Source organism: Acidovorax sp. 93, from assembly GCF_003633835.1.
Classification (GTDB): domain Bacteria; phylum Pseudomonadota; class Gammaproteobacteria; order Burkholderiales; family Burkholderiaceae_C; genus Acidovorax; species Acidovorax facilis.
Window position 1 is genome coordinate 1526937 of sequence record NZ_RBIT01000001.1, and the last position, 26157, is coordinate 1553093.

28 protein-coding genes are annotated in these 26157 nt (G+C 64.1%); 14 read left to right on the forward strand and 14 right to left on the reverse strand.

What is annotated here, in order from left to right; genetic code table 11:
* Positions 1-10: 10 nt before the first annotated feature.
* Positions 11-1642, reverse strand: a complete 1632-nt coding sequence (locus tag C8C93_RS06840; RefSeq protein ID WP_060987174.1) for an ATP-dependent acyl-CoA ligase — start codon at positions 1640-1642, stop codon at positions 11-13.
* 143 nt (positions 1643-1785) lie between these two features.
* Here C8C93_RS06840 and C8C93_RS06845 point away from each other — a divergent pair, with 143 nt between their 5' ends.
* The gene (locus C8C93_RS06845) at positions 1786-2565 is read left to right on the forward strand and encodes a TetR/AcrR family transcriptional regulator (RefSeq protein ID WP_199726994.1); all 780 of its coding nucleotides are present in this window, start codon (positions 1786-1788) and stop codon (positions 2563-2565) included.
* A gap of 35 nt (positions 2566-2600) precedes the next feature.
* Here the strand turns inward: C8C93_RS06845 and C8C93_RS06850 are convergent, their stop codons facing one another.
* Positions 2601-3620: a universal stress protein gene (locus tag C8C93_RS06850; RefSeq protein WP_158603246.1), complete on the reverse strand. Its 1020-nt coding sequence runs from the start codon at positions 3618-3620 to the stop codon at positions 2601-2603.
* A gap of 218 nt (positions 3621-3838) precedes the next feature.
* Between C8C93_RS06850 and C8C93_RS06855 the strand changes: the two genes are divergently transcribed.
* The 10 genes from C8C93_RS06855 to C8C93_RS06900 all read left to right on the forward strand — a co-directional run bounded on the left by C8C93_RS06855 (position 3839) and on the right by C8C93_RS06900 (position 12037).
* Positions 3839-4927 carry an amidohydrolase family protein gene (locus C8C93_RS06855; protein ID WP_119014728.1) on the forward strand — a complete coding sequence of 363 codons (1089 nt, stop codon included), beginning with the start codon at positions 3839-3841 and terminating at the stop codon, positions 4925-4927.
* Positions 4924-5769, forward strand: coding sequence for a fumarylacetoacetate hydrolase family protein (locus C8C93_RS06860; protein ID WP_060987171.1), 846 nt, complete (start codon positions 4924-4926; stop codon positions 5767-5769). The genes C8C93_RS06855 and C8C93_RS06860 overlap by 4 nt, the downstream gene beginning before the upstream one ends.
* A 19-nt stretch (positions 5770-5788) precedes the next feature.
* Positions 5789-6694: a 3-hydroxyacyl-CoA dehydrogenase gene (locus C8C93_RS06865; RefSeq protein WP_119014729.1), complete on the forward strand. Its 906-nt coding sequence runs from the start codon at positions 5789-5791 to the stop codon at positions 6692-6694.
* Positions 6691-7866: a thiolase family protein gene (locus C8C93_RS06870; RefSeq protein ID WP_121506352.1), complete on the forward strand. Its 1176-nt coding sequence runs from the start codon at positions 6691-6693 to the stop codon at positions 7864-7866. Before C8C93_RS06865 ends, C8C93_RS06870 begins: the two co-directional genes overlap by 4 nt.
* 2 nt (positions 7867-7868) lie before the next feature.
* On the forward strand, positions 7869-8396 hold the full coding sequence (locus C8C93_RS06875) for a carboxymuconolactone decarboxylase family protein (RefSeq protein ID WP_199727087.1): 528 nt from the start codon (positions 7869-7871) through the stop codon (positions 8394-8396).
* Positions 8393-8941 (forward strand): glutathione peroxidase, encoded by a 549-nt coding sequence (locus C8C93_RS06880; protein ID WP_121506353.1) that lies wholly within the window; start codon positions 8393-8395, stop codon positions 8939-8941. The genes C8C93_RS06875 and C8C93_RS06880 overlap by 4 nt, the downstream gene beginning before the upstream one ends.
* 4 nt (positions 8942-8945) lie before the next feature.
* On the forward strand, positions 8946-10124 hold the full coding sequence (locus C8C93_RS06885; protein WP_121508678.1) for an MFS transporter: 1179 nt from the start codon (positions 8946-8948) through the stop codon (positions 10122-10124).
* Positions 10125-10191: 67 nt separating this feature from the next.
* Positions 10192-10770: a glutathione S-transferase family protein gene (locus tag C8C93_RS06890; protein ID WP_060987195.1), complete on the forward strand. Its 579-nt coding sequence runs from the start codon at positions 10192-10194 to the stop codon at positions 10768-10770.
* A 60-nt stretch (positions 10771-10830) separates the two neighbouring features.
* The gene (locus tag C8C93_RS06895) at positions 10831-11607 is read left to right on the forward strand and encodes an SDR family oxidoreductase (RefSeq protein WP_060987167.1); all 777 of its coding nucleotides are present in this window, start codon (positions 10831-10833) and stop codon (positions 11605-11607) included.
* Position 11608: 1 nt separating this feature from the next.
* Positions 11609-12037: a dihydroneopterin aldolase gene (locus C8C93_RS06900; protein WP_060987166.1), complete on the forward strand. Its 429-nt coding sequence runs from the start codon at positions 11609-11611 to the stop codon at positions 12035-12037.
* Here the strand turns inward: C8C93_RS06900 and C8C93_RS06905 are convergent.
* The 8 genes from C8C93_RS06905 to C8C93_RS06940 all read right to left on the reverse strand — a co-directional run bounded on the left by C8C93_RS06905 (position 12031) and on the right by C8C93_RS06940 (position 19918).
* Positions 12031-13257, reverse strand: coding sequence for an MFS transporter (locus tag C8C93_RS06905; protein WP_060987165.1), 1227 nt, complete (start codon positions 13255-13257; stop codon positions 12031-12033). The two genes, C8C93_RS06900 and C8C93_RS06905, sit on opposite strands and share 7 nt — an antisense overlap.
* A 55-nt stretch (positions 13258-13312) precedes the next feature.
* A complete protein-coding gene (locus tag C8C93_RS06910; RefSeq protein WP_060987164.1) occupies positions 13313-14149 on the reverse strand; it encodes an SDR family NAD(P)-dependent oxidoreductase in 837 nt (278 codons plus the stop codon).
* Positions 14146-14571, reverse strand: a complete 426-nt coding sequence (locus C8C93_RS06915; RefSeq protein ID WP_063460654.1) for a hypothetical protein — start codon at positions 14569-14571, stop codon at positions 14146-14148. Before C8C93_RS06915 ends, C8C93_RS06910 begins: the two co-directional genes overlap by 4 nt.
* A 259-nt stretch (positions 14572-14830) precedes the next feature.
* The gene (locus C8C93_RS06920; protein WP_060987163.1) at positions 14831-15181 is read right to left on the reverse strand and encodes a nuclear transport factor 2 family protein; all 351 of its coding nucleotides are present in this window, start codon (positions 15179-15181) and stop codon (positions 14831-14833) included.
* A gap of 15 nt (positions 15182-15196) precedes the next feature.
* Positions 15197-16228 (reverse strand): hypothetical protein, encoded by a 1032-nt coding sequence (locus C8C93_RS06925; protein ID WP_121506354.1) that lies wholly within the window; start codon positions 16226-16228, stop codon positions 15197-15199.
* Between the two features lie 20 nt (positions 16229-16248).
* Complete coding sequence (locus tag C8C93_RS06930; protein ID WP_060987161.1) at positions 16249-17538, reverse strand: cytochrome P450; 1290 nt, start codon at positions 17536-17538, stop codon at positions 16249-16251.
* A 47-nt stretch (positions 17539-17585) separates the two neighbouring features.
* On the reverse strand, positions 17586-19163 hold the full coding sequence (locus C8C93_RS06935; protein ID WP_060987160.1) for an NAD(P)/FAD-dependent oxidoreductase: 1578 nt from the start codon (positions 19161-19163) through the stop codon (positions 17586-17588).
* 29 nt (positions 19164-19192) lie between these two features.
* On the reverse strand, positions 19193-19918 hold the full coding sequence (locus C8C93_RS06940; RefSeq protein WP_158603247.1) for a TetR/AcrR family transcriptional regulator: 726 nt from the start codon (positions 19916-19918) through the stop codon (positions 19193-19195).
* Positions 19919-20255: 337 nt separating this feature from the next.
* On the opposite strand from C8C93_RS06940, the gene C8C93_RS06945 reads away from it, so the two are divergent.
* The 3 genes from C8C93_RS06945 to C8C93_RS06955 are packed head-to-tail and all read left to right on the forward strand — an operon-like array spanning position 20256 to position 23314.
* Entirely contained in the window at positions 20256-21527 is a 1272-nt protein-coding gene (locus C8C93_RS06945) for a cytochrome P450 (protein WP_121506356.1), read from the forward strand.
* A 10-nt stretch (positions 21528-21537) separates the two neighbouring features.
* Positions 21538-22524, forward strand: coding sequence for a tripartite tricarboxylate transporter substrate binding protein (locus tag C8C93_RS06950; protein ID WP_158603248.1), 987 nt, complete (start codon positions 21538-21540; stop codon positions 22522-22524).
* A 10-nt stretch (positions 22525-22534) separates the two neighbouring features.
* The gene (locus C8C93_RS06955; protein WP_121506358.1) at positions 22535-23314 is read left to right on the forward strand and encodes an SDR family oxidoreductase; all 780 of its coding nucleotides are present in this window, start codon (positions 22535-22537) and stop codon (positions 23312-23314) included.
* Here the strand turns inward: C8C93_RS06955 and C8C93_RS06960 are convergent.
* The 4 genes from C8C93_RS06960 to C8C93_RS06975 all read right to left on the reverse strand — a co-directional run bounded on the left by C8C93_RS06960 (position 23311) and on the right by C8C93_RS06975 (position 26157).
* The gene (locus tag C8C93_RS06960; RefSeq protein WP_060987153.1) at positions 23311-23724 is read right to left on the reverse strand and encodes a VOC family protein; all 414 of its coding nucleotides are present in this window, start codon (positions 23722-23724) and stop codon (positions 23311-23313) included. The genes C8C93_RS06955 and C8C93_RS06960 overlap by 4 nt on opposite strands.
* A 115-nt stretch (positions 23725-23839) precedes the next feature.
* A complete protein-coding gene (locus tag C8C93_RS06965) occupies positions 23840-24160 on the reverse strand; it encodes a 2Fe-2S iron-sulfur cluster-binding protein (protein ID WP_060987152.1) in 321 nt (106 codons plus the stop codon).
* Between the two features lie 27 nt (positions 24161-24187).
* Positions 24188-25312 (reverse strand): acyl-CoA dehydrogenase family protein, encoded by a 1125-nt coding sequence (locus C8C93_RS06970; RefSeq protein ID WP_060987194.1) that lies wholly within the window; start codon positions 25310-25312, stop codon positions 24188-24190.
* 29 nt (positions 25313-25341) lie between these two features.
* Positions 25342-26157 (reverse strand): crotonase/enoyl-CoA hydratase family protein, encoded by an 816-nt coding sequence (locus tag C8C93_RS06975; RefSeq protein WP_060987151.1) that lies wholly within the window; start codon positions 26155-26157, stop codon positions 25342-25344.

Sequence of the window (26157 nt, forward strand, 5' to 3'; positions counted from 1 at the left end):
GAGACAGGCTTCAGCGCTTGGTGACCTGTATGCCGCTGGTTTCCTGGTCCCAGGTGGCCGGTGTGCAACCTTGGTCGCGCAGTTCATACTTCAGAACCCGCCCCTGGGGGTTCTTGGGAAGGCTGTCGCGGAATTCGATGTAACGCGGCAGGGCGTAGTAGGGGACGGCGTCGATGGCCCACTGGAAAAGATCCTCGGGCGCCAGCGCCATGCCAGGGCGCAGCATGGCGGTCACCTTGACGTCGTCTTCCCCCTTGTCGGACGGGACGGCGTGCACGGCGACTTCGGCCAGGGCCGGGTGGCGGGCGAAGGCAGCCTCCATCTCGAAGCTGGAGATGTTTTCGCCGCGTCTGCGCAGGTAGTCTTTCTTGCGATCAACGAAATAGAAAAAGCCTTGCTCGTCGAACTTGCCAATATCCCCGGTGTGCAGCCAGAGGTTGCGCATGATCTTCAGCGTGTCTTCCGGCCTGCGCCAGTAGCCCATGAACATGATGTCCGGGCGCAGCGGCCGCACCACGATTTCGCCAGAAGTCCCGGTCGGCACTTCCCGGTCAAGGTCGTCCACGATGCGCACGTCGAAATCGGGAATGCGCTTTCCAGACGAACCGGGGGCGGCATATTCGCCACCGGCCAGCGAAGTGATCACTGCCGCTTCGGTGAGGCCATAGCCGTTGCCGCCCACCTGTTTCGCGCCGAAGCGTTCGCGCCAGATGGATTTGACTTCCTCCGTGAACGGATTGCCCCGCACTGTATGGATTTGCCCCTTGCAGCGCCGCCCGGCCTCGGTATCCGGCGCGTTGGCCAGCATCGCCCCCATGCTGCCCAAGATGGAGGCGATGGTGGCACCGCTGCGCTCCACTTCGGGCCAGAAGTTCGACACCGAAAAACGCGGAACGAAAGCGACGCGGGCGCCGACCAGAATCGATGCCAGCACGCCCACGCACATGGCGTTCATGTGGAACAGCGGCAGGGGCGTGATCGTGACGTCGTTTTCGTTGGCCGGCCCAGCGCGCAGTTGCAGACGCGCCAGATTGCACATGTAGTTGTAGCTGATCATGCAGCCCTTGGACGGTCCGGTCGTGCCCGAGGTGTAGATGAGGCAGGCCAGTTCCCAGGGCTGGGGTTTGCGCTCGAACGCGCTGTCATCGCTGCCGCGGTGTTCGTCGAGCGAGGCCAGGGGCAGGGTGCCGCACTGCCTGTCGCCGGGCGTGCCCCGGGTCAGGACCTGCTGCACGTCCGGCAACCCGTCCGAAACCGCCGCGATGCGTTCGGCATACGCGGCCTCGCAGACCACGAGCGCCGCGCCGGCATCGGCAATCTGGTGGCGCAGGAATTCACCCTTGAGCGCGGTATTGATGGGTACGCTGACGGCGCAGAGCTTATTGATGGCGAACCAGCACAGCACGGCATCGATGTTGTTGTCGAGCATCGTCACGACCGTCTGGCCGGGTTGCACGCCCAGCGCCGCGAACGCATGGGCCAAACGGGTCGACTGGCGATCCACTTCGCCGTAGGTATGGAGTTCACCCGAGAAGTCGAGCAACACCCGGTCGGAATGTTTGGCTACCGCGCGTTCGAGCGCCGCAATGACCGTATCTTGTTGACCGAGGGACCACGTGTCGGGATTGCCGATTCCTGCCATGCAAAACGCTCCAAGCCACACCCAAGGATGCAAAAAATTCTAGATAAAGATGAGAATTCTATATTTAGATTTTTCACCGCGCGTGCTGGTAAACCCTTGGCCGCATCGCCAAGCGCCGAATCTCTCACTGAACCTCAGAAAGCATGGAAATGACCCTCAAGAGTACGAACAAGCAAGCCGCAGTCGCATCGAAAGCGGTTGGCAAGCCCCGTCGCAGGGTGGTGGATCGTGGCGTTGCGGCGCCTGTTGTGCAGAAACCTGCGGCGGCTGTCGCCATGGTGGAGAAGAAGAGCCCGGTGGCCGCAGAGACAGGGCCGGTTGGCGTACGCCGTGGGCGCAGCAACCGGCGTTCCGAGCAAACGATTGCGAACATCCTGATGGTCACCGAGAACATCGTGCTGAAATCTGGCGCCGAGCGGATCTCGATACTCGATGTCTGCCGCGAGGCGGGTATTTCCCGCGGCACGTTCTATCGCTATTTCGCGTCTCAGGATGAACTGCTGGATGCGTTTGCCCGTCACAAACGCGAGCAGTTCCATGTCACCTTGGCAGAGGCCGTCCAACCCTACCAGGACCCCGACGAGCGCTTCGACGCGTTGATTCGCTACCTGGACCACTACCTGGAGCATGGCCGCGCGCGCCGGTTGCTGGTCGCCGCACCGGAATACGCCCTTGGTTTCTTTCGCCGCATCTTCCACGACTCGGTGGTCCGGTTCCAGGACGTTCTCGGCTCTGTTTTCGATGCCTGGGAGGCTCGTTTTGGCGTCAAGGTGGATCGGGAACTGGTATGCGAACTCCTGATCCGCTATGTGTTGAGCGAGCAACTGGTGCCGGGGGATGCTGATCGCAAGACGTTGCCCCGGCGCATTGGCCGAATGGTGGAGGCCCTGGCCACAGGTGCGCCCCCCCGCGCCAGGCGGTGAATTGTCTCCTGCGGCAGTGGCATGCACCCGTCACCCTATTGCAGGGCGGTAGCGATGCGTGCGAACAATTGCCTCATTGGCATCTCGGGGGAGTGGCTGAAAAGGGGGGCGTGGTGCGCGGAAAAGGCTTTGTAGACAGCTGACCAGTCGGCGCTGGTCAGATGCCGGCGTGCAGCCGGGAAAATGACGGTCTCCTCCAGGGACATGTGCTCCCAGACCGCGCCGCTCAGGCGCTGGACGGCGGCGGTGACTGCTTCCGCGGCGTCTGCATCTCCATGCCCGTGACGGGCGAGGGCGGTGAACAAGGCATCGATCAAGGTGTTTTCCAGCACATGCTGCCGTTCCAGTTCGTCCAGCATTGCGTTGTGTTCGCTCGTGCGCTGCCGGAGCAGGCGGAAGATGAATGCCTCTTCCTTGGGATGGTGCAGCCTCGCCGGAAACTGGCGCAGGTAGTCGGCCATTTGCCGCATCAGCGCCACGTCGGGAATCGTGCCATCGATACGCCGTGCGCGATCCAATTCGCGGAGGCCGGTGAGTACCGCAGCGATGGAACGATGTTCTCCCGCCACGATGGCGAGCGCGCGGTTCGCGTCGGCCTGCTCGTCATTCGACTCGATGCTGGCCACATGCACGGGAAGGTTGGCGATTTGCAGCAGCTGGCGGGTCACGCTGCTGTGCAGCCAACCCCGCAAGCCAGGCACGCGGCCGTGGGAACTCACGAAGAGCAAATCGCAGGCATGCCGCTGCGCCGCTTCGACAATGGCCTGGGCCGGATGGTCGCTGACGAGCGCATCCGTCGAGCATTCGACGCCGCCGATCCTCGCGGCCGTGGCCGCCTTGAGCAGCACCGCATGTCGGGGCATGTCGCTTTCGGCGGTGAAGGCTTGGCGGTCGAGCGAATGCAGCATGGAGCCTTCGCCGGTGGCGGCCAGATCGGGGGCCGCGTGGAAAAAGGTGATCCGAGCCCCCAGGGCCCGCGCAAAGCTGACCGAATGGGTGACGGTTGCCATTCCCAGCGGGGTGTCGTCCAGGGCGACGAGCAGGTGTTTGTACATAAAGAGCTCCATGCAAGACAGTCTTCAGGGTGTCTGTAGCGGCTGTGTCGTCGCCTCAGTGTTTCCGATAACTTGAACAGAATCGCTGTTTTTGATTAATATCGCATTGACGCAGTGCAAACGCATGCCGGATTTCTGGCGGCTGTCACTGCTTCAGTAGCACGCGAACGACATCTGCACCGGCCCTTGGGGCCGTGCCCGAACCTGAAAGAATCACCATGCTGATCGACCTCCACGCCCATGCCCCGCTACCGGGGTACTACAACCAGCATCCGTTTTGGGGGCCGTTCTTTGAGCGGCACCCGGATGGCGACGTCAAGCTTCGCGTTGGCCATTGGGTGCTGCGCCTGGGCTCGCCCGAACGCAAGGCAGCGGTTCGTGCCGGGAAGGGACCGAGCGTCGAGGAATACATGGCCCGTTGGGCGGATCCGAAGAACCGCCTCAATGGCATGGATGCCGCAGGGCAGAATGCGCAGGTGCTGTCGGTGCCTTCGCACTGCTACATGTACTGGGCCGACCCCGAGTTCTCGGTGCGCTTCGCCACCAAGGTCAACGACATCCTGGCCGACTACTGCTCGGCCGCGCCGGATCGCCTGATGTTCTGGGCCCATGCGCCGCTGAATGCGCCGCACGACGCAGCCAAGGAAATCCGCCGCGCCTGCACCGAACTCGGCGCGAAGGGCCTGGTGGCCGGCGGCGCGAACTTCGGCGGGCTGGAGGCGGATTCGCCGCAGCTCGACGTCGTCTGGAAAACGATGTGCGACCTCGATCTGCCGATCTTCATCCACGGCTACAACCAATCGGTCACCTGGGGCATGCAGGCCGACCATGACCAGTACGAAACCACGGCCATCGTCGGCATGAACTACGACGAGACGCGATTCTTCTGGTACCTTATCAATGGCGGCGTTCTGGATCGCTTCCCCAATCTCAAGGTCTACATCACCCATGGCGGCGGGTACATCCCGTACCAGCTCGGCCGTCTGGCCCAGACCAACCGCAATCTCGACGTGGCGTTCAACAAGAAGCCGGTCGAGGAGTATCTGAAGAACTTCTGGTTCGACGTCGAATTGCACGAGGTGCCGATGCGCCAGGCACTGGTTGACATCATTGGTGCCGATCGCGTTCTGTATGGCAGCAACTTCGGCGGCAGCGATGCCGTTCGCCACGACCTGACCGATGGCCTGCGCCTGTCGGACGACGATCTGCAGAAGATTCGCTGGAAGAATGCGTGCGAGCTGCTGCACCTGGATCCTGCCAAGCTGGGCAAGCCCGCCGTCCAACCTGCTGCCAGAGTCGCCGCATGAAGCTCGCACGCTGCACCGATGGCGGTGCCCCGTTCTGGGCGCTGGTCGATACCGAACGCGACGAACTGCGCCCGATCGAGGGCGGGGTCTCCGATTGGGGCCCGGCTATCACGCGCGGCGAGGGGGAGGCTGCGCTGCGCTTCCGTGGCGCCGTGCGCGCGCTCGACTCGGTGCGGCTTCTGCCACCCATCGAGAAGACCAACCGGGTGGTGGTCGCTGGGGCCAACTACGCCAAGCACCTCGCGGCCGACTTCGGCATCAAGAGCCACAGCCAGCCTATCGCCTTCCTGAAGGCCCATGGCGCGCTCATCGGGGCGAACGACGCATTGCGCTACCCGCCCCTGACGCAGGAGCTGGATCACGAGGTGGAACTGGTGGCCGTGATCGGCGACACGGTCAACCGCGATGACCCCATCTCCAGCGTGCTGGGATACACCGTGGGCAACGACGTGAGCTCGCGCGATCTGCAGCGCAGCGGACCGCCCGGTGTCGGAATGGATCTATTTGCGGCCAAGAGCGGTGACCAGACCACGGGCCTCGGCCCGTGGATCGTGACGCGCGATGAGTTTGCGCGCGAGGGAAAGCTGTCGCTGCGCCTGCTGCTGCGCGTGAATGGGGAAATTCGCCAGGACGGCGACACGGCTGAGATGACCTGGGATGTCGCGGAACTGGTGAAGTTCGTGGACGAGCGCTCGCGTTTCGAGAGCGGCGATGTCATGTTCACCGGCTCGCCGGCCGGCACGGGGCAGGGTTCCGGCAAGTTTCTCAAGCCCGGTGACGTGGTCGAGGCCGAGATTCCCGGCATCGGTCTGTTGCGCAACATCGTCACGACAGCCCAATAAGCAATCAGGGAGACAGTACATGAGCATTACGCAAAACAAGGTGGTCGTCGCCGGTGGCGGCCTGATGGGAACCGGCATCGCCCATGCCTTCGCCAGCTCCGGCTTCGTCACCGTGCTGGTGGACAGCAACGAGGCTGCGGCCGCCAAGGCACTCTCCGCCGTGGCCAAGATCCTGGACGACGGGGTTCGCCTCGGCAAGCTCGATGCGGCGGTGGCCGAGGCGGCGAAATCCAGGCTCACGACGCAAGCCGATCTCGCTGCCGCATCCGCGGGGGCCGCACTGCTGGTCGAGACCGTCACCGAGAACATCGCGGTGAAGAAGCAGGTGGTGGCCACGGCCGCCGCCCACATGCTGCCCGACGCCATCATCGCCACGAACACCTCCGCGCTGAGCGTGACCGAGATCGCCACGGCCGTGCCCCAGCCTGAACGGGTGGTGGGCATGCACTTCTTCAATCCGGTGCACAAAATGAAGCTGGTCGAGCTGGTGCGCGGCATCGCCACCAGCGACGAGACCGTGGCCAGAACCCGCGAATACAGCGACGCGCTGGGCAAGACGTCGATCATCGTCAACGAGTCCCCGGGCCTGACCACCAGCCGGATGTCGGCCATGCTGGGCAACGAAGCGATGTGGATGCTGCAGGAGGGCGTGGCCACTGCCGAGGACATCGACACGGCGCTGCGCATGGGCTTCAACCATCCGATGGGGCCCCTCGAACTCGGAGACCTGACCGGATGGGATACCCGGCTGTCGGTGCTTCGTTACCTGCACTCGACGCTGGGCGACAAGTTCCGTCCCTGCCCTCTGATCATCAAGATGGTGGCCTCCGGCCGCCATGGGCGCAAGACCGGCGCGGGCGTGTACCAGTACGACGAAAAAGGCCAGCGTATTCCTGGCTCCGGCCTGAAAGCGAGCGTTCTGTGAGCCGCCCGGATGTGGTGATCGTCGGGGCGGTTCGCACGCCCGTCGGAAAATTCAAAGGCAGCCTGGCGCCCGTGCGCGCCGATCACCTGGGTGCCGTCGTCCTGGACGAGCTCATTACCCGTTCGGGGCTTGAGCCGGAATTGGTGGACGATGTCATCTTCGGCTGCGTCACCCAGGTCGGTGAGCAGTCGGCCAATATCGCGCGCACTTCACTGCTGGGGGCCGGCTGGCCCTGCACGATTCCTGGCCTGACGATCGACCGCAAATGCGGTTCGGGTGAAGAGGCCGTGCACGTGGCTGCGGGCCTGATTGCGTTCGGGTCGGCCGAGGTGGTCGTGGCCGGCGGTGCCGAGAACATGAGCCGGGTGCCCATGGGCAGCAACCGCAGCATCCATGGGGAGGCCTTTGGCTGGATGGTCGCCGAGCGCTACGAAATGACGAGCCAGGGTGAAGCGGCCGAGCGCTTGTGCGACCAGTGGGAGCTGGGCCGGGAAGACCTCGATGCGTTCGCCGCGGAAAGCCATCGGCGCGCTTGCGCGGCTGCCTCTGCCGGCCATTTCGAGAAAGAAATCGTGCCGGTGCCCGTTATGCAGGTGCGCGAGAAGGGCGCAGAGGGCGAGGCGCACTTGTTCTCCGCAGACGAAACGATCCGTCCCGGTACGGCCGTCGAGAAGCTGGCGACCCTCAAAACCAGCTTCCGCGCGGACGGTCGCCTGACTGCCGGGAACTCTTCGCAGATCTCGGATGGGGCGGCGGGTTTGCTGCTGATGTCTTCGGTCAAGGCCCGATCGCTGGGCCTCAAGCCCCGCGCGCGCATTCTCGCCATGACCACGGTGGGCTCCGATCCCACGCTGATGCTTACCGGGCCGGTCGCGGCCACCCGCAAAGTGCTGGCGCAGGCGGGGCTCACACTGGACGACATCGACCTCTTCGAGATCAACGAGGCGTTTGCCTCGGTTCCCCTGGTCTGGATGAAAGAGCTGGGCGTGTCTTCCGAGCGTTTGAACGTCAACGGCGGCGCCATCGCGCTGGGGCACCCCTTGGGGGCGAGCGGAGCGCGCATCATGACGTCGATGCTGCATGAGCTGGAGCGCCGGGGCGGACGTTATGCGCTGCAGGCGATCTGCTGCGCCGGCGGCATGGGGACCGCCACCCTCATCGAGCGGCTGTGACCGTGGCGCGCCTGCCGCTGGTGCCGCTGGCCGATTTTCCGGCGCCGCTGGACGAGGCCATGCGGCGGGGCGTCGAGACACGCATGCTCAGTTCCACCGTGCCGGTGCAGGTCTGGGCCCATCGGCCACAGGCCGCGCTGGCATGGCTGGCGCTGCTGGACCAGTTCTACAACCACGGCGTGCTGGACGGGCGGCTGCGGGAACTGGTGCGGCTGCGCATCGCCAGCATCACGCAGTGCCAAGCCTGCCAGTTGGCGCGCAAGAGCGACCGCGTGGACGTGCAAGACCTGGAAGCCCTCAATTGCCAGCAGATCGGCAGCGCCCACTTTTCGCCCGCCGAGCGGGCCGCGCTGGCGTATGCCGAGCTGTTCGCAGCCGATGCGCATGCCGTTGGAGAAGGGCATTTCGCAGCGCTGGCCGAGCACTTTTCGACCGCCGAGACCGTTGAACTGCAGATGTTCTGCGCTTTGATGCTGGCGGGCGGCCGCATGACTTTGGTTCAACAAGCCTACCAGGAGGTATCACCGTGAGCACATCGATCTTCGACATTCCCCTTCAGGCCCTGAACGGCTCCGATACGAGCCTTGCCCCCTTCAAGGGACAGGTGATGCTGGTTGTCAACGTGGCTTCCCAATGCGGGCTGACCCCGCAGTACGCCGGCCTGCAGTCCCTGTACGACCGCTTTCGCGACCGTGGCCTGCACGTGCTGGGATTTCCGTGCAACGATTTTGCGGGCCAGGAGCCGGGAAGCGAGGACGAGATCCGCGACTTCTGCGACACCAACTACCGCGTGAGCTTTCCGCTTTTCACCAAATTGCGGATCAACAGTGAGCCCAGACACCCGCTCTATGCCGCCCTGATCGCTGCGCAGCCTCATGCCGTCGCGTCCGGCGATCCACGGCTGCGCGACACCTTGTCCAAGCATCAACTGCTGCCCAAGGCAGATACCGATGTGATGTGGAACTTCGAGAAATTCCTGATTGGCCGTGATGGGGCCGTGGTGGCCCGTTTCGCTCCCGACGTGGCACCCGATGATGCAAGGCTGATCGCGGCCATCAAGGATGCCCTCGGTTGATTCCATGGCACGCAGCGGGCGTTTCAGTTTCGGATGGACGCTGCTGACGCTGGTCGCCGCGCAGGTCGGATTGCATGGCTGCCTCAACGGCATGCGCATGACCGTCCCCTTGTTGGCGGTGAGCGAATCGCGGGGCCCTGCCGTGATCGGGTTGTTGATGGCGCTGTTTGCCGCCTTCCCCTTTGTGCTCGCCATTCCTGCCGGGCGCCTGGTGGATCGTCGGGGGTACCACCTGGGAACGCGCATTGGTGCCTTGCTGGCGCTGGCGGGGGCCGGTCTTGCCGCTTCGGCGTCCCATGTCTGGGCTCTGGGAGGCGCCGCGGCCCTGGTGGGGGCGGGCTCTGCGGTGGGCATGATTTCACTGCAGCGCACGGCAGGCCGGCTGGCCCGGGGCGAGGCGGAACGCCTGCGGATCTTCAGCTGGGTGGCACTCGCGCCGTCCATCGCGACTTTCATCGGCCCGGTCCTGGCGGGCATGCTGATCGACCATGTGAGCTATCGCGCGGCTTTCGTCGGACTGGCTCTGCTGCCTCTGGGGACGCTGCTCGCCACCACCCGAGTCCCTGCCGAGGCGCCTCGGGCGCCCGCGAAACGGACCGATACTCCCCCGAAGGCTTGGGACCTGCTGGGCGACCGCGATCTTCGGCGACTGTTCTTCATCAATTGGCTGATTGCCGCCTGCTGGGATGCCCACGCTTTTGCGTTGCCGATCCTGGGCCACGAGCGGGGCTTGAGCGCATCGGCCATCGGCACGGTGCTGGCCAGCTACGCCGTCACCTCAGCGGCCGTGCGGCTGGCGATCCCCTTTTTGGCGGAGCGTCTCCAGCCCCGGTGGGTGATGACCGGTGCGCTGACCTTGACGGCATCGGTTTTCCTGCTCTATCCCTGGTTGGACAGCACGTGGGCCATGGCGGCTTGCGCCGGCACCATAGGCCTGGGACTGGGGGCCATCCAGCCCGCTGTCATGTCCAGCCTGCACACCTTTGCACCGCCGGAGCGCCAAGGCGAGGCCCTTGGCCTGCGGTCCACCGTCATCCATTTCTCCACCTTGGTGATGCCCTTGGGTTTTGGCGCCGCCGGCGCCGCGTTGGGTGTTGCCCCGGTGTTCTGGATGACCGGTGCGGCGCTCTCCGCGGGTGCCTGGGCTGCTTTTGGGTTGCCGACCCAGGCCAGGCACGACTGACAAAGAACGATGACGCGGTTTTGCACGGGCGTCGATCACATCGCCTATCTCGCTACAAGGACACATGATGCTGAAGCTGTATCACGCACCCGGCTCCAATTCGGCGCGCATTCTGTGGCTGCTGGAGGAATTGGGCATGGAACGGGAGGTCGTGGTGGTGAAATACCCGCGCAACGATGGCAGTGAAGCCGATCCGCGCAATCCGCACCCGCATGGGTTCACGCCCGCGCTGGAGCACGATGGCCACTTGGTATCCGAGACGGCTGCCATTGCGCTTTACCTGACCGATCTGCATCCCGAGGCCGAGGTCGGCGTGCCGGCGGGGCATGCGTTGCGTGGAGCCTATCTCACCTGGCTCTTCTATCAGGTGGGTTTGACCGAACCCCTGGTCTACATGGAGGGGAAGGGCCTGCTGGCGCAGGATCCGGCGATGCGCGGCCTGAATCAATCAATGATGCAGCACATCCGGCACACGCTGTCACGCGGCCCCTACCTGCTCGGGCAGCGTTTCACCGCTGCGGACATCCTGTTCATGAGCTTGTTCGAGACTGCGCGCCCGCTGCTGGGCGGCTGCCCGGTCATCGAGGCCTATCTGGCCCGCGCCGATCGCCCTGCGCGGCGCCGGGCCTTGGCGCTGGATCGCTGAGCCGCGGTACGGCGGCCCGCCGCTTTTCTGCCTGGTATTTTTTATTGAGAGCCTGAACCGATGTCCCGTTCTGTCGTGCTTGTTACCGGCGGTGCTCGCCGCATTGGACGCGTGATCGCGCTTGATCTGGCTGCGGCTGGATGGAACGTGGCGATCACCTACCGGCACTCGTCGGAGGAAGCTCAGGACACGCTCAGGGAACTGCGCCGCAGTGAAGGACAAGCGGAAGCGCTCTACGCCGACTTGAGCGATGAGACCGGTTGCCGAGCGCTGGTGCCCGAGGTGGTGAGGCGATTCGGCCGCATCGATGCCGTGGTGAACAATGCGTCCGTTTTCGAGTACGACAACGCCGAGACCTGCGGATTGGCGGCGATGGAGCTTCACTGGAAGGCCAACACCGCGCCCGCCATCTTGCTGGCGCAGGCCTTGTACCAGCATCTGCTGGATACCGGGAGGACAGGGTGCGTGGTGAATCTGCTCGACCAGAAGCTGTGGAACCCGAACCCTGACTATTTTTCCTACACCCTGTCCAAGGCGGCGCTGGAAGCAGCCACAAAAATGTTGGCCATGGCCATGGCGCCGCGCTTGCGCGTAGGAGGTGTGGCCCCGGGGCTCGCCCTGCTGTCCGGGCCGATGAACGAGCGGGAGTTCGAGTTGGGCCAACGGCTCAATCCGCTGGGGCGAAGCTCCCCGCCGGAGGATATCGCCGACGCGGTCCGCTTCCTGCTGACATTCCCGGCTTCGACAGGCTCCACCATCCTTGTCGATGGAGGCCAGCACCTGACTCGCCAGCCGCGCGACGTGATGTTCCTGGCACGCGAGATGGGAGCCCGCTGAAATGTCCAACACCCTTCTGACTCCTGCATTGGCGCGGTGTCGCCGCCTTTTCCTGCGCAACCATGTGGTGGACATCAACATCGGGGCGCATGCCTTCGAGCAGGGTCATCCGCAGCGTGTGCGTATCAATGTGGATCTGTACGTTCCCCTGGCGTGCAGCACACCGGTGGATGACGATCTGGGGGAGGTCGTGGACTACGATTTCGTGCGTGAGGCGGTTCGGGAGCGCGTGGGCCGCGGGCATATCCAGCTTCAGGAGACGCTGGCGGATGATCTGCTGCGCGCGCTGCTCGCGCATCCCCAGGTACTGGCAGCACGCGTCTCGACCGAGAAACCCGATGTCTACCCCGACTGCGAAGCGGTCGGCGTCGAGGTGTTTGCATTCAAGGACGGCGTGACTGCTGGCACCCTGGGGCCGCAAGCTCAGTGACGGGCGCGCTCTTCCAGGCTGGCGCCACGGGTCCACAGCAGTAGCAGCAGGCTGGCAATCGCCGATGCCGCCAGGGATGCACCCACCGAGGTGCGTTCCGCGATGGTGCCCCACAGAATGGCCCCCGCCGCGCTGCCGCCCATGATGCTCATCTGGTAGATCGCCATGCCCCTTGCGCGCAAGGTGGCCGGCAATGCCAATTGCGCGCACATGGTGAGCGTGTTGGCCACACACAGCCAGACCGCACCGGACAGGGCGAGCGCTGGCGCGAGCGTCCACGCGCTGGGCGCCCAAACTGCGCCCAGCGTGGCCAGCGCGTGCAGCCACACGCCCCCATCGATGATCCGGTTGCGCGCCGCCAGTGCCGGGAGGCGGGGCAGGGCCATGGCGGCGAGCACGGCCCCCGCGCCCATGGAGGCCAGCAGGGTGGTGTAGGTGGTTTCGTTGGCGCCGATGTCCTTGGCGACCAGGGGCAGCAAGGCCACCAGCGCCACGGCCTGGGTGAAGAAGATGAAAGCGCGGAACAGCACCGCCCGCAGTATGGGAGAGGTCCGGGCATGGCTCACGCCATCGCGCATGGCCTGCAGCAGGCGCGGGCGTTCGGCGGGGGGAACATGGGGGACAATGGGAGCGCGCCAGATCAGTACGCCGGCCAATATGGACAGCACGGCGTTGAGTGCGAACACCATCGCCGTTCCCTGCCAGGCCAGGACGATGCCCGCGACGATAGGGCCCAGCACCCGCGTCAGGTTGATGGCCAGGGCGTTGAGGGTCAGGGCAGAGGCAAGCAGGCGCCGCTCCACCAGGTCCGGCACTAGGGCCGAGAACACCGGAAACCGCAACGCCAGTCCAACGCCATTGAGCAGGCACAGCAGCAACAGCGTTCCTGGGGTCAGGGCATCGGTGCCTGCGAGCGCCGCCAGCACGGCCGCCACAACGGCGATCCAGGCTTGCGCCACGGCGAGAAAACGCCTGCGGTTGAGCAGGTCGGCCAGCGCGCCGCTGGCCAGGCCCAGCACGAACAGCGGCAAGGTGCCGGCCGCCTGTACCCAGGCCACCCACGCGGGACTGTCGGTGAGCTGGGCCATGCGCCAGGCGGCGGTTACCTCGTGCATCCACATGGTCATGTTGCCGGACAGCCAGGCCAGCCACAGGTAACGGAAGCCCGACCCTCGGAACGGGGCGAGCAGCGAGTCGGCGTCGGCGGGGGTGTGTGGCATCAGGCCGATTTGTCCAACGCCTTGCGCCAGCCGCTATGGAAGAGGTTCACGTGGTTCAACTGCTCTTCTTGGACTTGGCCATGTCGACGAGGTCGGCCATGGTCGGGTTGTGCGCCAGCATGCCGCCGTCGGCGATGTACGTCTGCCCGTTGATGTAGCGCGCCTCGCCTGAGGCCAGGAAACACACCAGCGCTGCGATGTCCTCAGGCTCGCCGAACTCGGGCACCAGCAGGTGGCGCTGCATTACGTCGATCACGCTCGCGGCCGCGCCACGCGTGCCGGGAGTGAGCACCAGGCCGGGCGCGACGGCATTGCAGCGCACGCCCTGGGCGCCATGGTGGGTGGCAATCTGGCGGGTCAGGCCGATGATGGCTGCCTTCGACACGCTGTAGGCCATGCGCGTGATGTCGCCCGAGAAGCCGCCGGTCGACGCGGTGTTCACGATCGCGCCACCGCCTTGGGCGATCATGGTCGGCAGCGCGTACTTGCAACCCGCCAGGTAGCCGCGCAGGTTCACGGCCATGACCTGATCCCAGACCTCGAATTCGATGTCGATGGCGTTCTTGTCCTTGGCATGGATGACCGGAGAACTCAATGCGGCATTGTTATGCAGCACGTCCAGTCGCCCGAAGCGCTCGACCGTGCCCTGAACGAGTCGCTCGATGCTTCGCACGTCTGCGGCGTCGAAGACCTGCGCACTGGCACGTGGGCCCAGCTCCGAAGCCAGCGCTGCGGCCCGTTCGGCGTTGACGTCGGCCACGACCACGGTGGCGCCTTCGGCGACGAGGCGACGGCAGGTGGCCTCGCCGATGCCGGAAGCGCCACCGGTGACGATGGCAACCTGGTCCTTGAAGCGGCCCACGTGGGGGCCGGGAAGCGCGGGCTTGCTCATGGGGTGTCCTGCGACGGGGTGGCGGCGAAGCCGCGGAACTGTTCCAGGTTCACGACGGCATCCTCCGGAGGCTTGAGGAAGTAGCGCACGTGCAGGCTGCCGGGACCGAACCGGTAGGTCTCGATGCTCTCGATCACTTGGTTCGTGCCGAGGATGCAGTTGCGGTGGTGCACAGCGGCCTCGTTGCCGTTGATGATGGTGCTCACGACCTCTAGGCGGAACTGGTGGTTGTGCTTGTCGTACATCTCTTCGATGACGAGCCAACCATCGGCCTGCTGCGTGCGGCCCACGTATTCGATGTCGAGGAGGTCTGGGGCCGCTTCGCGGTACAGGGCCAGCAGGCCGGCCTTGTCGTGGTTGTTCCAGCAGCGGACTTGGCCGCTCATGAAGCGCTTGATCTGTTCTGAAGGGATCTGATGCATGGTGATTTATCTTTGTGAAGGCAGCACTCATGTCGGCAGCCCATGGAAACGGGATGAGATCGCAATGATTTCCGGGATCTGCAGTTTCGGCAGAGCACTTTCGCTATAGGCCCAGCGGGCAACCGTCACGCGCGGCTAACGGTCTGCCTCGCAGGGGCTCAAGCACCGGCCGTGGTGTTGCTCGTTCAGCGATGGCGGCAGAGCTGCGGAGCGCGCTTGCCAAGGCTTTCGGGTCGGGTGCAGGGCATCTTTCACTGCTTCAAGGCTGGTGAATGAAATAGCGCACGGTCAGCCTGCCATTGTCGAAGTGGTATAGCTCGATGGTCTCGATGGTCAGCGAATTGCCCCGCACCTTGTTCCGGTTGTGGCATGCGACCTCGCTCCCATTGATGATCAGGGCCACTTCTTCGATCTCGATCTTGGAATTTTGCTGCGCCCACATGCCTTCCAGGATCGTCCAGCCTTCGGCCGCAGGACCTCTACCGACATACTCGATTTGTAGGCTCTCGGGCGCTACGGAGCGGTAGGCAGCGAAGAAGCCTTCCTTGTCGCCGGCGTTCCAGGCCCGCACCTGGGCGTGCAGGAAGTGTTCGATGGTGGTTTTGTCCATGACATGGTCTCCAGTTCAGATTTCGGTGCTACGGACGTTGCGTGCCGTGCCATTGCGCTTGTCGCTTTCGCCCCAGGCCATCCAGCGGTCGGGCTCGCGCGTATCGCCTACCCGGCGCCATCGCCCTTCCTGCTGGGCTGTGATGGGAAAACCGCCCACGAAGTCGAGCATCCGGCCTTTGGGGTCGGGCAGGAACTCCCATTCCTCTTTGCCTTCCAGGATGATGCGCGCGTCCTCGGCGAACCAGCCGTCCTTTTCATGGCGTACCGTGCCTTCGATATCCGTGGTGCAGCGAACTTCGCCCTTTTCGTTCTGGACAATGGCGTAGCCCAGTTTGTCGTGGCCGACCAGGAAGGAGCCGACATCCCAGCTCCCGTCCTTGTAGATCGTGGCAAAGTTCCACCAGATGACATGCATCTTGTTGTTGACGACCAGGTCCTTGTGCATGTGGATGGCGCCGCCTTCCGCCATCCAGGCCTGGTCCAGGGAAATCATGCCCTTGACCTTTCTGCCCTCGCAGGTGCCCTGCACGTCGTAGAGCTGTGCGACGTAGAAGGTGCCCCAGTCCACCCCGGGCAAATACCACTGCATGCCATTGCCGATGAGTTGGCCGGTGAGGTCGAGCAAGCCTTCTTCCCGCCAACTGAACCCGGTGCCAGAGGCGGTCAGCCGCCAGGGCTGACCGGGATCCTCTGGATGGCTGGACCACCAGGCGGTGTCGCCATCGAGCCCGCGTGCGGGAAACAGGGTGAGCGCTCTGGGGGCGATCTTTTCCTTGTCGATGCGGATGTTCTGGCCATCCAGGCGGGTGCTCTGGTAGATGAACTTGGTGGGGTTGGGCGTGCTGTCCGGCGCGTTGAGAGCCCGCACCACCGAGTAGATGTGGCCTTCATCGTCGCGCACGCTGCCAAACGGCATGTGCTTGGTGAGCTTGAGGCCGAAGTGGTCGCGCAGATCGGCCAGCCTGGCGCCGCTGACCTTTTGCGGGCCGACCAGGCATTGGTAGGCGAAGTCGGAGCGCTCGGGGATCGTGTCGAAGGTTCGCATGATCGGAGGGGCCTTCCTGATCAATCCCAGATGACGTGCACGCTCTTGGCCCCGCGCAGATGGGCGCCTTCGATTTTGGGCGCGGGTTGCTCGGGGTCGAGCCGCACGTTGGGCATGAGGTCCAGAATCCCGTTGATCGCGCAGTTCAGTTCGAGCTTGGCCACGAACTGGCCAATGCACATGTGCGGGCCAAAGCCGAAGCCGAACGACGGCTTCTGGCGTCGATCGATGTCGAACACGTCGGGATTCTCGAAGGCGCTTTCGTCGCGGTTGGCCGAGGCGACCATGCACTGGACGAAGGAGCCCTTGGGGATCGTCACGTCACCGATCTGTACGTCGGCGGAAGTCTCGCGCACCTTGAACGTGGAGGAGGGCTCGAAACGCACGGCTTCGTCGATCAGCTTGGGCACCAGATTGCGGTCGTTGCGCACGCGGTCGAGCAGGCCGGGGATGGTCAGCAGGAACGTCATCGCCGCACTGAAGGTTCGTGTGGTGGTCTCACCGGCAGCGGGCAGCAGCGAGCGGGCGAAGGTCGCGACCTCGTGGTCGTCGAGCTTGTGGCCCTCGTATTCGGCGTTCATCAGGCGGGTAATGAGGTCATCGCCCGTTGCACCTTCGGCGCGGCGCCGCTGGACCTGCTCCATGAGCGCGTCGTACAGGCTCTTGACCGCAATGGCGGCGACTCGGCGGCCTTCCTCGGCCTTGGCTTTGTCAAGCTGGTTGGCCGCCAGCATCGATAGCGCCCAGACTGCATATTGGTTGTACTGATCGGGGTTGTCTTCCGGGAAGCCTACGAGGGCATACATGGCACGCACCGGAAAGTTCAGGCCCATTTCCATGAGGTCGGCTTTCTTGTCGGGCAGCAGAGGCATGATGAAATCCTCGCGCGCGACGCGGTCGATCTTCGGGCGCCACTTGTTCACGTTTTCCGGCATGAACGCCGGCTGCAGCAGGGCGCGCACCTTGCGGTGGGCCTCGCCGTCCATGCCCAGGATCATCAGGCCATCCCACACCTTGCCCATGCCTTCGAGGATGAATCCGCTGGTGAAGGTGTTGGCGTCTTTGAGCACATTCATCACGTCTTGATACTGGAACACGGCGTAGGTCGGACGGGTCTGCAACCCGGCGTTGGTCGGAACCCCAAGGAACTTGGCAATGAAGTCGCCTTCGTAGACGCGTGTGGTCTTGCGCATCTCGCGGCAGGCGGCATACAGGTCGTCCGTTTTGCCGCGATAGAGGTCGGACACGCTGGCATAGGCCGCTTCGAGCTTCTGGGCGTTCTCGGTGGTGGTTTTGGTCGTGGTATTCATGGAGCGTCTCCTTTAGGGATGGATATGGGAAAGTGGGGATAACGGACTTACTTCAGATAGCGTTTCACGCGGCCAGCGGCTATGCGGCCCGGCAGCCCATTGATGCCACCGCCGGGATGGATGCCGGCGCCGCCGAAGAACAGCCCCTTCACCGGCAACGTGTCGCCGCCGAGCCCGAAGGCCGGCCGCATGAGCCCTGTGCGCGAGGCACCGGTGTCGATGTGCACCACGCAGCCGTTGGGAACATTCAGCCGACTGGCGAAGTCGGGTGCTGCTTCGGCGCGGCGGCCAATCTCCTGTGACTTGAGCCCTGGCAGGTACGCGTCCGTTTGGTCGATGACCATTTGTGTCACCGGGGCACGGATGGCATCCCATCCTTCGCGTGGTTCGAGGGGCATGGCGATCGGATACAGGTAGGCGATGTCCTGGCCTTCGGGGGCCTGCGTGGGGTCCACGGCACTCGGTGCCGTGGCCCACAGATAGGGCAGTCGGGAGACATCGCCACGCGCTGCGCATTTGAAGTTGTCGAGCACCGCTTCCACGGTGCCGATCAGCAGCACGCTCTTGCGAAGACTCAGTCCGTCGGCGCGCAAGGCTTCGTGGCGGCTGGCGCGAACCTGGCCGCGAAGTGCGACGTCGATCTTCATGGGCGAGCCGCCGTGGGCATTGGCTGGCGCCAGATCGACCCGCGTCAGGTAGCGGCGTTCTATGGCGCCAGGTGTCACCATATTCAGGGCAATCTTGGGGTGCACCGCCGCGACAACGCTGCGTGACTCGAGCACTTCGCCGCTGGCAAGCCGGACGCCCTGGGTTTGACCGCCACGGGCCACGATCTCAGCAGCAGGAGCATTGAGCCGAATCTCGCCCCCCAGTTCCGTCAGGCGGGCCGCCAGGGCGTCAGACAGAGTCTGCATGCCTCCCACGGCGCGGCCCAGGCCGAAGCGCTGGATGAAACCCAGCAGCGCGAAATAGACCCCGGTACCCTCGCCTGTGATAGGGCCGGCGGCACCCAGCAGGCAGCACAGGGCGGATTGCGTGACCGGGTGCTCGAACCGTTCCATGATGGAGGTGTAGGCGGGGCTTTTCATCAAGCCCATGAGTTCCGGCCTGAGGTGCCGGTTCTTGATCAGCACCTTGAGCGCCTGCCATTTCGCTCCTAGGTTCATCTGCGCGGGATCGACCCGCATCATGGGGATCGCCAAGTCGATGAAGGTGTTTACCAGTTGCATCAGGGCCAGGAACTCCGTGGCGTCTGCCGTGCTGAAACGGCGGATCTCAGCGGCGGTCTGCTCCGCGCTGCGGCCGAATACGAGTGAGTTGCCATCCGGATGCAGATAGACATAGCCAGGCTCCATTTCGGTCTGACGAAAGCCGTGGCGCTCCAACTGGAGCTCCTGCGGCATCATGGGATGCACGCGCAGAGACATCAGATCGAGGGCGCAGGGGTGCACCAGATGATTTGGGGCTTCGGGTATCAGATAGCCGGAGGAGGCCATGCCACCGACCTTGCCGAGGGATTCGACGACGATGACCTTGCGGCCCTCGGCGGCGAGATAGCAGGCGCTGGCCAGCCCGTTGTGGCCTGCGCCGATGACGATGGCGTCATAGAGAGGTGTAGTGCTCATACAGATTCCTGGAAAAGAAGAGGGCGGGCTTAGGCGGGCGCGACTGGCTTCCACCAATGCAAGTGTTCGGACGCATCCTGGAGCCGCTGCCAGGCGATGGCCACGGCGATCCTGGCCGCCGGGAGCTTCATGCCCAGGCCGAGCAGGATCATGACCACGGTCTCGCGGATGCAGGCCCCATTGAGCTGTCCCGTACGGGAGATGCGCCGAGCCCCTTCGACACTGGTGCCTATCACCAGATCGAAGGCGGCCTCGATCGAGTCGAACTGGAAGACGCCTTGCTCGCGTCCATAGTTCAGGCTGCGGAAAGCCAATTGGCGGCGCGGATCGTCGCCGTTGATGCGATCGACCAAGTCCGCATGCGAAACTATGGCGCCATGGGCAGGATCCATCGCCGCACGGGCCAGCGCCATCAACGGGCCCGTGGCGAGCATCACTGCGCCGTCATCCAGGGGCTCGAATAGGCGTTCGAAACTCTGCAGCATTTCGCTCGCTGTGGTGCGGCCGATCTCCGCAAGAACTTCGTCCAGCGTGTCGAAGTATTTATAGAAAGTGCCGCGGGAGACATTGGCCGCACGGATCACGTCATCGATCACGGGGCGGCGTTTTCCCGCGCTCTTGCGGTAGGCGTCCATGGTGGCCGCAATCAGGCGTTCGCGCATGCGCTCGCGCCGCTCCCGCGCCACCCGGCGGCGGTGATCACCCAAGGGATGTTGATCCTTTATTGGGTCGATCGGAGGCAGATGCGCGTCCATGATCGGGCGGCCTACAGCGCATTCATCGAGGTATTGGCCATCCGAGAGGGTTCTGTCAACCTGCCTCGCCGCTCCGGCCACGCGGCCAGTGCTTTCGCCGACTCCTTGGGCCTTTGGACGGCGAGCCTCAGAGAGAGGCGGGCTTGAGGAATGGTTGTGCATGGAATAATTGAACACTTTTTTTGATTATGCTCATATGTTCATCGGAATGACATAGGTGTTTACTATGTGCCTTCACGGGTTTACGAGTTATTTGATATGTGTTAATTGATGCACAATTCGAAAAAATGTCTATAAATCACCGAGCGCCATGCATAGTTTGCGAAGGAGGCCTGCGATGACCAGCACCAGAACTTCATCCCTTGAACGGGCATTTGCGGGGGTCGCGGACAACTACCGCGGATCCGACGTCGATCTCCATGCGGTCTACGCCGCCATGCGCCGGAATTCCCCCGTGGTGGCGGAAAACTTCATGGCCGGGCTCGGTGTGCCCAATATCGCGGGCCAAGATGCGAACCGTCCGACGTTCACGGTCTTCAAGTACCGTGACGTGATGGCGGTGCTTCGGGATCCGACCCGCTTTACCAGTGGCTTCATCGCGGAAGGCCTGGGCGCTTTTTTTGACGGCTTGATCCTGACAGGGATGGACGGAGAGGAGCACCGCCGGGCACGGGCACTGCTGCAACCGGTCTTCATGCCCGACGTGGTCACCCGGTGGAAGCCGAAGATGGACGCCATCATTCGCGATGAATACCTGCTGCCGCTGGTAGCCTGCAAGCGCTCTGACCTGATGGACTTCGCGCTGCACTTTCCCATCCGACTGATCTATTCGCTGATCGGTTTTCCGGAAAATGATCCAGAGCGCATCCACCAGGTCGCCGCCTGGGCCCTGGCCATCCTCGCGGGACCCCAGGTCGACCCGGAAAAGGCAGCCCGGGCGCGCGGAGCGGCCATGGAGGCCGCCAAGATGCTCTATGACGCAGTCAAGGAAGCGGTGGTTCAGGTGCGGGCCGAAGGCGCGACGGGGGAGGATTTGATCAGCAGGCTGATTCGCGCTGAGTACGAGGGCCGCCAGTTGGACGACCATGAGATCTCGACCTTCGTGCGCTCGCTGCTGCCGGCCGCCGGTGAGACCACCACGCGCACCTTCGGGTCGCTGCTGGTATTGCTGCTGGAGCGGCCGGAACTGCTCGAGCGTGTGCGCAATGATCGCGCGCTGGTCGGCAAGGCGATCGACGAAGCGGTTCGGTTCGAGCCCGTCGCGACATTCAAGGTGCGCCAGGCGGCCGAGGATCTGGAGATCGGTGGCGCGCAGATCCCGAAGGGCGCGATGGTGCAGGCGATCGTGATGTCGGCCAATCGTGATGAGGATGCCTTCGAGCAGGCCGATCGGTTCGACATCGACCGCAAGCCCAAGCCCTCGTTCGGTTTTGGCTTCGGTCCGCACATGTGCATCGGCCAGTTCATCGCCAAGACCGAGATGCAGGTGGCGCTCAATGCCGTGCTGGATCTATTGCCCAACCTGCGGCTGGACCCTGCGAGGCCCGCTCCTCGGATCTCCGGAGCCCAGTTGCGCGGCCCCCATGAAGTGCACGTGGTGTGGGATTGAAGGAGTTCCCATGAAGAACCCGTTCCAGATGTCTCGTCGCCGTTGGCTGCTCGTGAGTGCGGCCAGCATCGCTTCCAATCCGCTTGCTGCCCAGGATGCCTTTCCTAGTCGGCCCGTGAACCTGGTGGTGCCTTTTCCGCCTGGAGGCCTTGCCGACAGCGTGGCGCGGCAGTTCGCGCCGTCGCTGGAGCGGGTGCTTGGCCAGCCCGTGGTGGTTCAGAACCGCGCGGGCGCGGCCGGTGCGATCGGCGCGGCCGCCGTCGCCAGCGCCAAGCCTGACGGCTATTCGATCCTCTTCACGCTGTCGAGCTTGTCAACTTTGCCTGAGCAAGCCCAAGTCAACCAGCAAAAGCCGGCATTCCTGCTGAGCCAGCTCAAGCCGGTGGCGCGCATCAGCACCGATCCGCTGGCTATCGTGGTGAGGGCCGATAGCCCTCTGAAAATCTTGAGCGACCTGATGGTCCGTGCGCGTTCGCGGCCCGGCGAGATGAGCTATGGCTCGTCAGGGAACTACGGCACCGTGCACATTCCGGTGGAGATCTTTGCCCATGAGGCCGGGCTCAAGCTCAACCACATCCCCTATGCGGGAGGCGCGCCCCTGATGGCGGGGCTGCTTGGCGGCCAGGTCGATTTCACGATGTTGCCGCGTTCCTCGATCGCTTCCCATGTCCGGGCGGGCAAGCTGCGCGTCCTGGCCACCGTGGGGGCGGAGGCGTGGCCACAGTTCCCGTCCGCTCCAAGCACCGAGGCCTCGGGACTGAACGTGGGCGTGCTGCCTTGGACGGGGGCCTTCGTACCGTTTAACGTGTCGCCGGCCGTGATGGAGCGGTTGCAGTCGGCATTTCGCATCGCCGCCGAGAATCCCGAATTCAAGCAAGCGCTGCTCAAGGCGGAGGGAACTCCCGCCTACCTCGACGCGGACGAGTTCCGGGCATTCTGGAGTCAGGACGCTGCACGCATGAACCAGGCGGTTCGGCGCATGGGCAAGCTCGAATAGGAAGTGACCGATGGATCTGGGCATCGCTGGCCGCAAGGCCATCATTTGCGCTTCTTCGAGAGGACTCGGGAAGGCATGCGCCTTGGCGCTCGCGAGGGAAGGCTGCATGGTGGTCATCAATGGCCGCAATGCGCAGGCGCTGCATGCAGCCGCTGCGGAGATCGCGGCGGTGTCGGGCCAGCCTCCGGTCGCCGTCATGGGGGATGTCGGCACCGAGGCGGGGCGCGCCGCGCTGCTGGCCGCCTGTCCGTCCCCTGACATTCTGGTGACCAACAACGGCGGGCCAGCGCCAGGCGAAGCCGGGCAATGGGACCACGCAACGTGGATAGCGGCCGTCGAGAGCAACATGCTCAGCGGCATTCTGCTAATCCAGGCGGTGGTGCCCGGGATGCGGGAGCGCCGCTTTGGGCGCATCGTCAACATCACGTCGGCCATGGTGAAATCGCCGAAGCTGATGCTCGGACTCTCGACGGCCTCGCGAGCGGGCCTGACCGCCTTCTCGAAGGCCATGTCCAACGAGGTGGTTCGGGACAACGTCACCATCAACAACCTGCTGCCCGAACGCATCGAGACCGACCGTATCGGATACATGGCTGGGCAACTGGCCCAGCGCAGGCAGATTTCCCAAGAGCAAGCCCGCGCGGAGTTGCTCAAACCGGTCGCCGCCAAGCGGTTTGGGCGACCTGAAGAGTTCGCGGATGCTTGCGCTTTCCTGTGCTCGGCCCAGGCGGGCTACATCAGTGGCCAGAATCTGCAGGTCGACGGCGGCAGCTATGAAGGCCTGATCTAGCGGGGGCTGCTGGAAAAAGTTTTCCAGTCTTGGGGCGGGGTTTCGGTTTCGGCGAAGTCCAGTTCGACTTCAACGCCATTGGGATCGGAGAAAAACAGTTGCCATGTCCTGACCGATCCTGGCGCACGGATGAGTCGCAGCCCCACATTGTGCGAACGCAAGGCGGCGGCGGTCTCCTGCAATCCCTCGGCCCAATAGGCCATGTGATCGAGCGCGCCACGACGGGGCATAGGCATTCGATCCACAGCGACCACATGCAGGATGGGCTGATTCCCCGCATAGAGCCATAACCCCGGAACCGGAAACGGGGGGCGCGGGCCCTCGCGCATGCCGAGCAGATCCACGTAGAAAGCCCGCGTCGCCTCCAACTGATCTGTCACGATGGTGAAGTGGTCTGGGCGCTTGATCATGAAGCTTCCCTTTCGCATGCGGGCCGTCTGGCGGGACGCGGGGAGATGGGCGTGCAGTGCACGAAGCGGTGGCGAGTTGATGGGGGGCTCCGCACCGGGCCCCCGTGCCCGCCCGCTACTGCGCTGCGGGCAAGCGCACCACCATACCATCCAGGGCCGCCGTGACCATGATCTGGCACGACAGCCGGCTGTGGGGCTGACGGGGCTCGCCTGTGCAGTCCAGCATGGCATCTTCGGTATCGTCGATAGAGCTGAGCTGCTCGGCCCAGGGTTGCTCGACGTATACGTGGCAGGTCGCGCATTGGCAGGCGCCGCCGCAGTCGGCGTTCATGCCTGGAAGCCCATTGGCGAGCGCGGCTTGCATGACGCTCGTGCCTTCGGCCACGTCCAGCTCGGTACGTTTGCCATCGGGTGTGACATAGATGATTTGCGGCATGGGGTCTCCTTAAAATTGAATCGGTAATCAGAGCGATCGGCTGATGATTTCTTTCATGATTTCACTGGTTCCGCCGTAAATGCGCGCCACCCGGGCATCGACCCAGGCGCGGCTGATCATGTACTCGCTCATGAAGCCGTAGCCCCCGTGCAGTTGCAGCAGTTCGTCCAGGATCTTGCCCTGCATTTCGGAGCCCATGAGCTTGCACATGGCACCGACTTCCGCGCTGAGTTCTCCACGCATCGCCTTGGCCAGGCAGTCGTCGACGAACACGCGCAGCATGGTGGCCTGGGCCTTGCATTCGGCGAGCTTGAATTTGGTGTTCTGGAAGTCGAACACTGTCTTGCCGAACACCTTGCGGTCACGGGTGTACTGGATCGTCTGCTCGATGAGCGAGTCGATCGATGCGGCCGCGCGGATGCCGATGATGGTGCGTTCCCAGGCCAGTTGGTGGGTCAGGTACTTGAAGCCCTGGCCTTCTTCGCCGAGCCGGTTTGCCATTGGAACCGAGACGTTGTCGAAGAAGAGCTCCGACGTGTCCTGGCCCTTGAGTCCGATTTTTTCGAGCCTGCGGCCCTTGGAAAAACCAGGCCGGTCGGTCTCGACGCAGATCAGCGTCAGTTCCTTGGCTGCCGGATCCAGCTTGGTGGCCGTCACGGCAAGATCCGCGTTGCCCCCGTTGGTGATGAAGGTCTTCTGGCCGTTGATGGTGTAGATGTCGTCGCCGCGCACGGCGGTGGTGCGCATGCTGCGCAGGTCGCTGCCTATGCCGGGTTCGCTCATTGCGATCACGCCAATCGTCTCGCCGCTCACCATCTTGGGCAGCCACCGCTGCTTCTGCTCTTCCGTGCCGTAGGCCACGATATAGGGCGCGACGATTTCCGAGTGTGTGGTGAATCCGACCGCGGTGGCGTTGACCCGCGCAAGTTCTTCGATCATCACGGCCGAATGGCCGAAATCGCCGCCCGCGCCGCCGTACGCTTCAGGGACAGTGGAGCACAGCAAGCCGGCTTCGCCAGCCTTGAGCCAGACGCTCTTGGGCACGATACCCTCGGCCTCCCAGGCATGCAGGTGGGGCACGATCTCACGTTCAATGAAGCGGCGGGCCTGTTCGCGGAACTGCTCGTGGTCTTCTCGGAATACGGGGCGCATGGAAATGTCCTGGTTCTGGGGGCTCGCCATCAGCGTCCGGTGAACTGCGCGGGGCGCTTGTCCAGAAAGGCGTTGACGGCTTCGAGGTGGTCTTCGGTGTGGTGGGACAACGCTTGGTAAGCCGATGAGAGCTCCAACAGCGTGTCAAGGCGCACATGCTGGCCTTCGCGCAGCAGGCGCTTGGTCAACCGAAGCGCATGCGACGGGTTGAGGGCGATGCGTTGGGCGAGCGCCTGTGCCTGGCCCAGCAACTGGTCGGCGGGAAAAACGTCGGCAACCAGGCCCCAGGACAGCGCCTTGGCGGCATCGATGGTGTCGCCGGTGAAGGCCAGGAGGCTGGCCTTGGGCATGCCGATCACGCGCGGCAGCAGCCAGGCGCCACCGTCCCCGGGCACGATGCCGACCTTGACGAAGCTCTCCGCGAACAGGGCCTTGTCACTCGCAATCCGGATGTCGCACATGCAGGCCAGATCCAGGCCCGCGCCAATCGCAGGACCATTCACCGCTGCGATCACCGGCACGTCGAGCTCGTAGAGCGCGAGGGGAATGCGCTGGATGGTGTCGCGGTAACTGTCGCGCACCTCGTAGGGGCTGCCCGCGAAAATGCCGCCGCGCTGCTGCATGTCCTTCACATTGCCGCCAGCGCAGAAAGCACTGCCTTCGCCGGTCAGCACCAGGGCCTTGATGCTGTGGTCTGCACGAATCTGGCGGCACAGGGCCACCAGTTCATCCATGTGCGCGGGATCGGTCAGGGCGTTGCGCGTCTCGGGACGGTTCAACCGGGCGGTCAGCACGGGGCCGTCGCGTTCGATCAGCAAGAAGGGGGTAGGGCTTTGTTCGCTCAT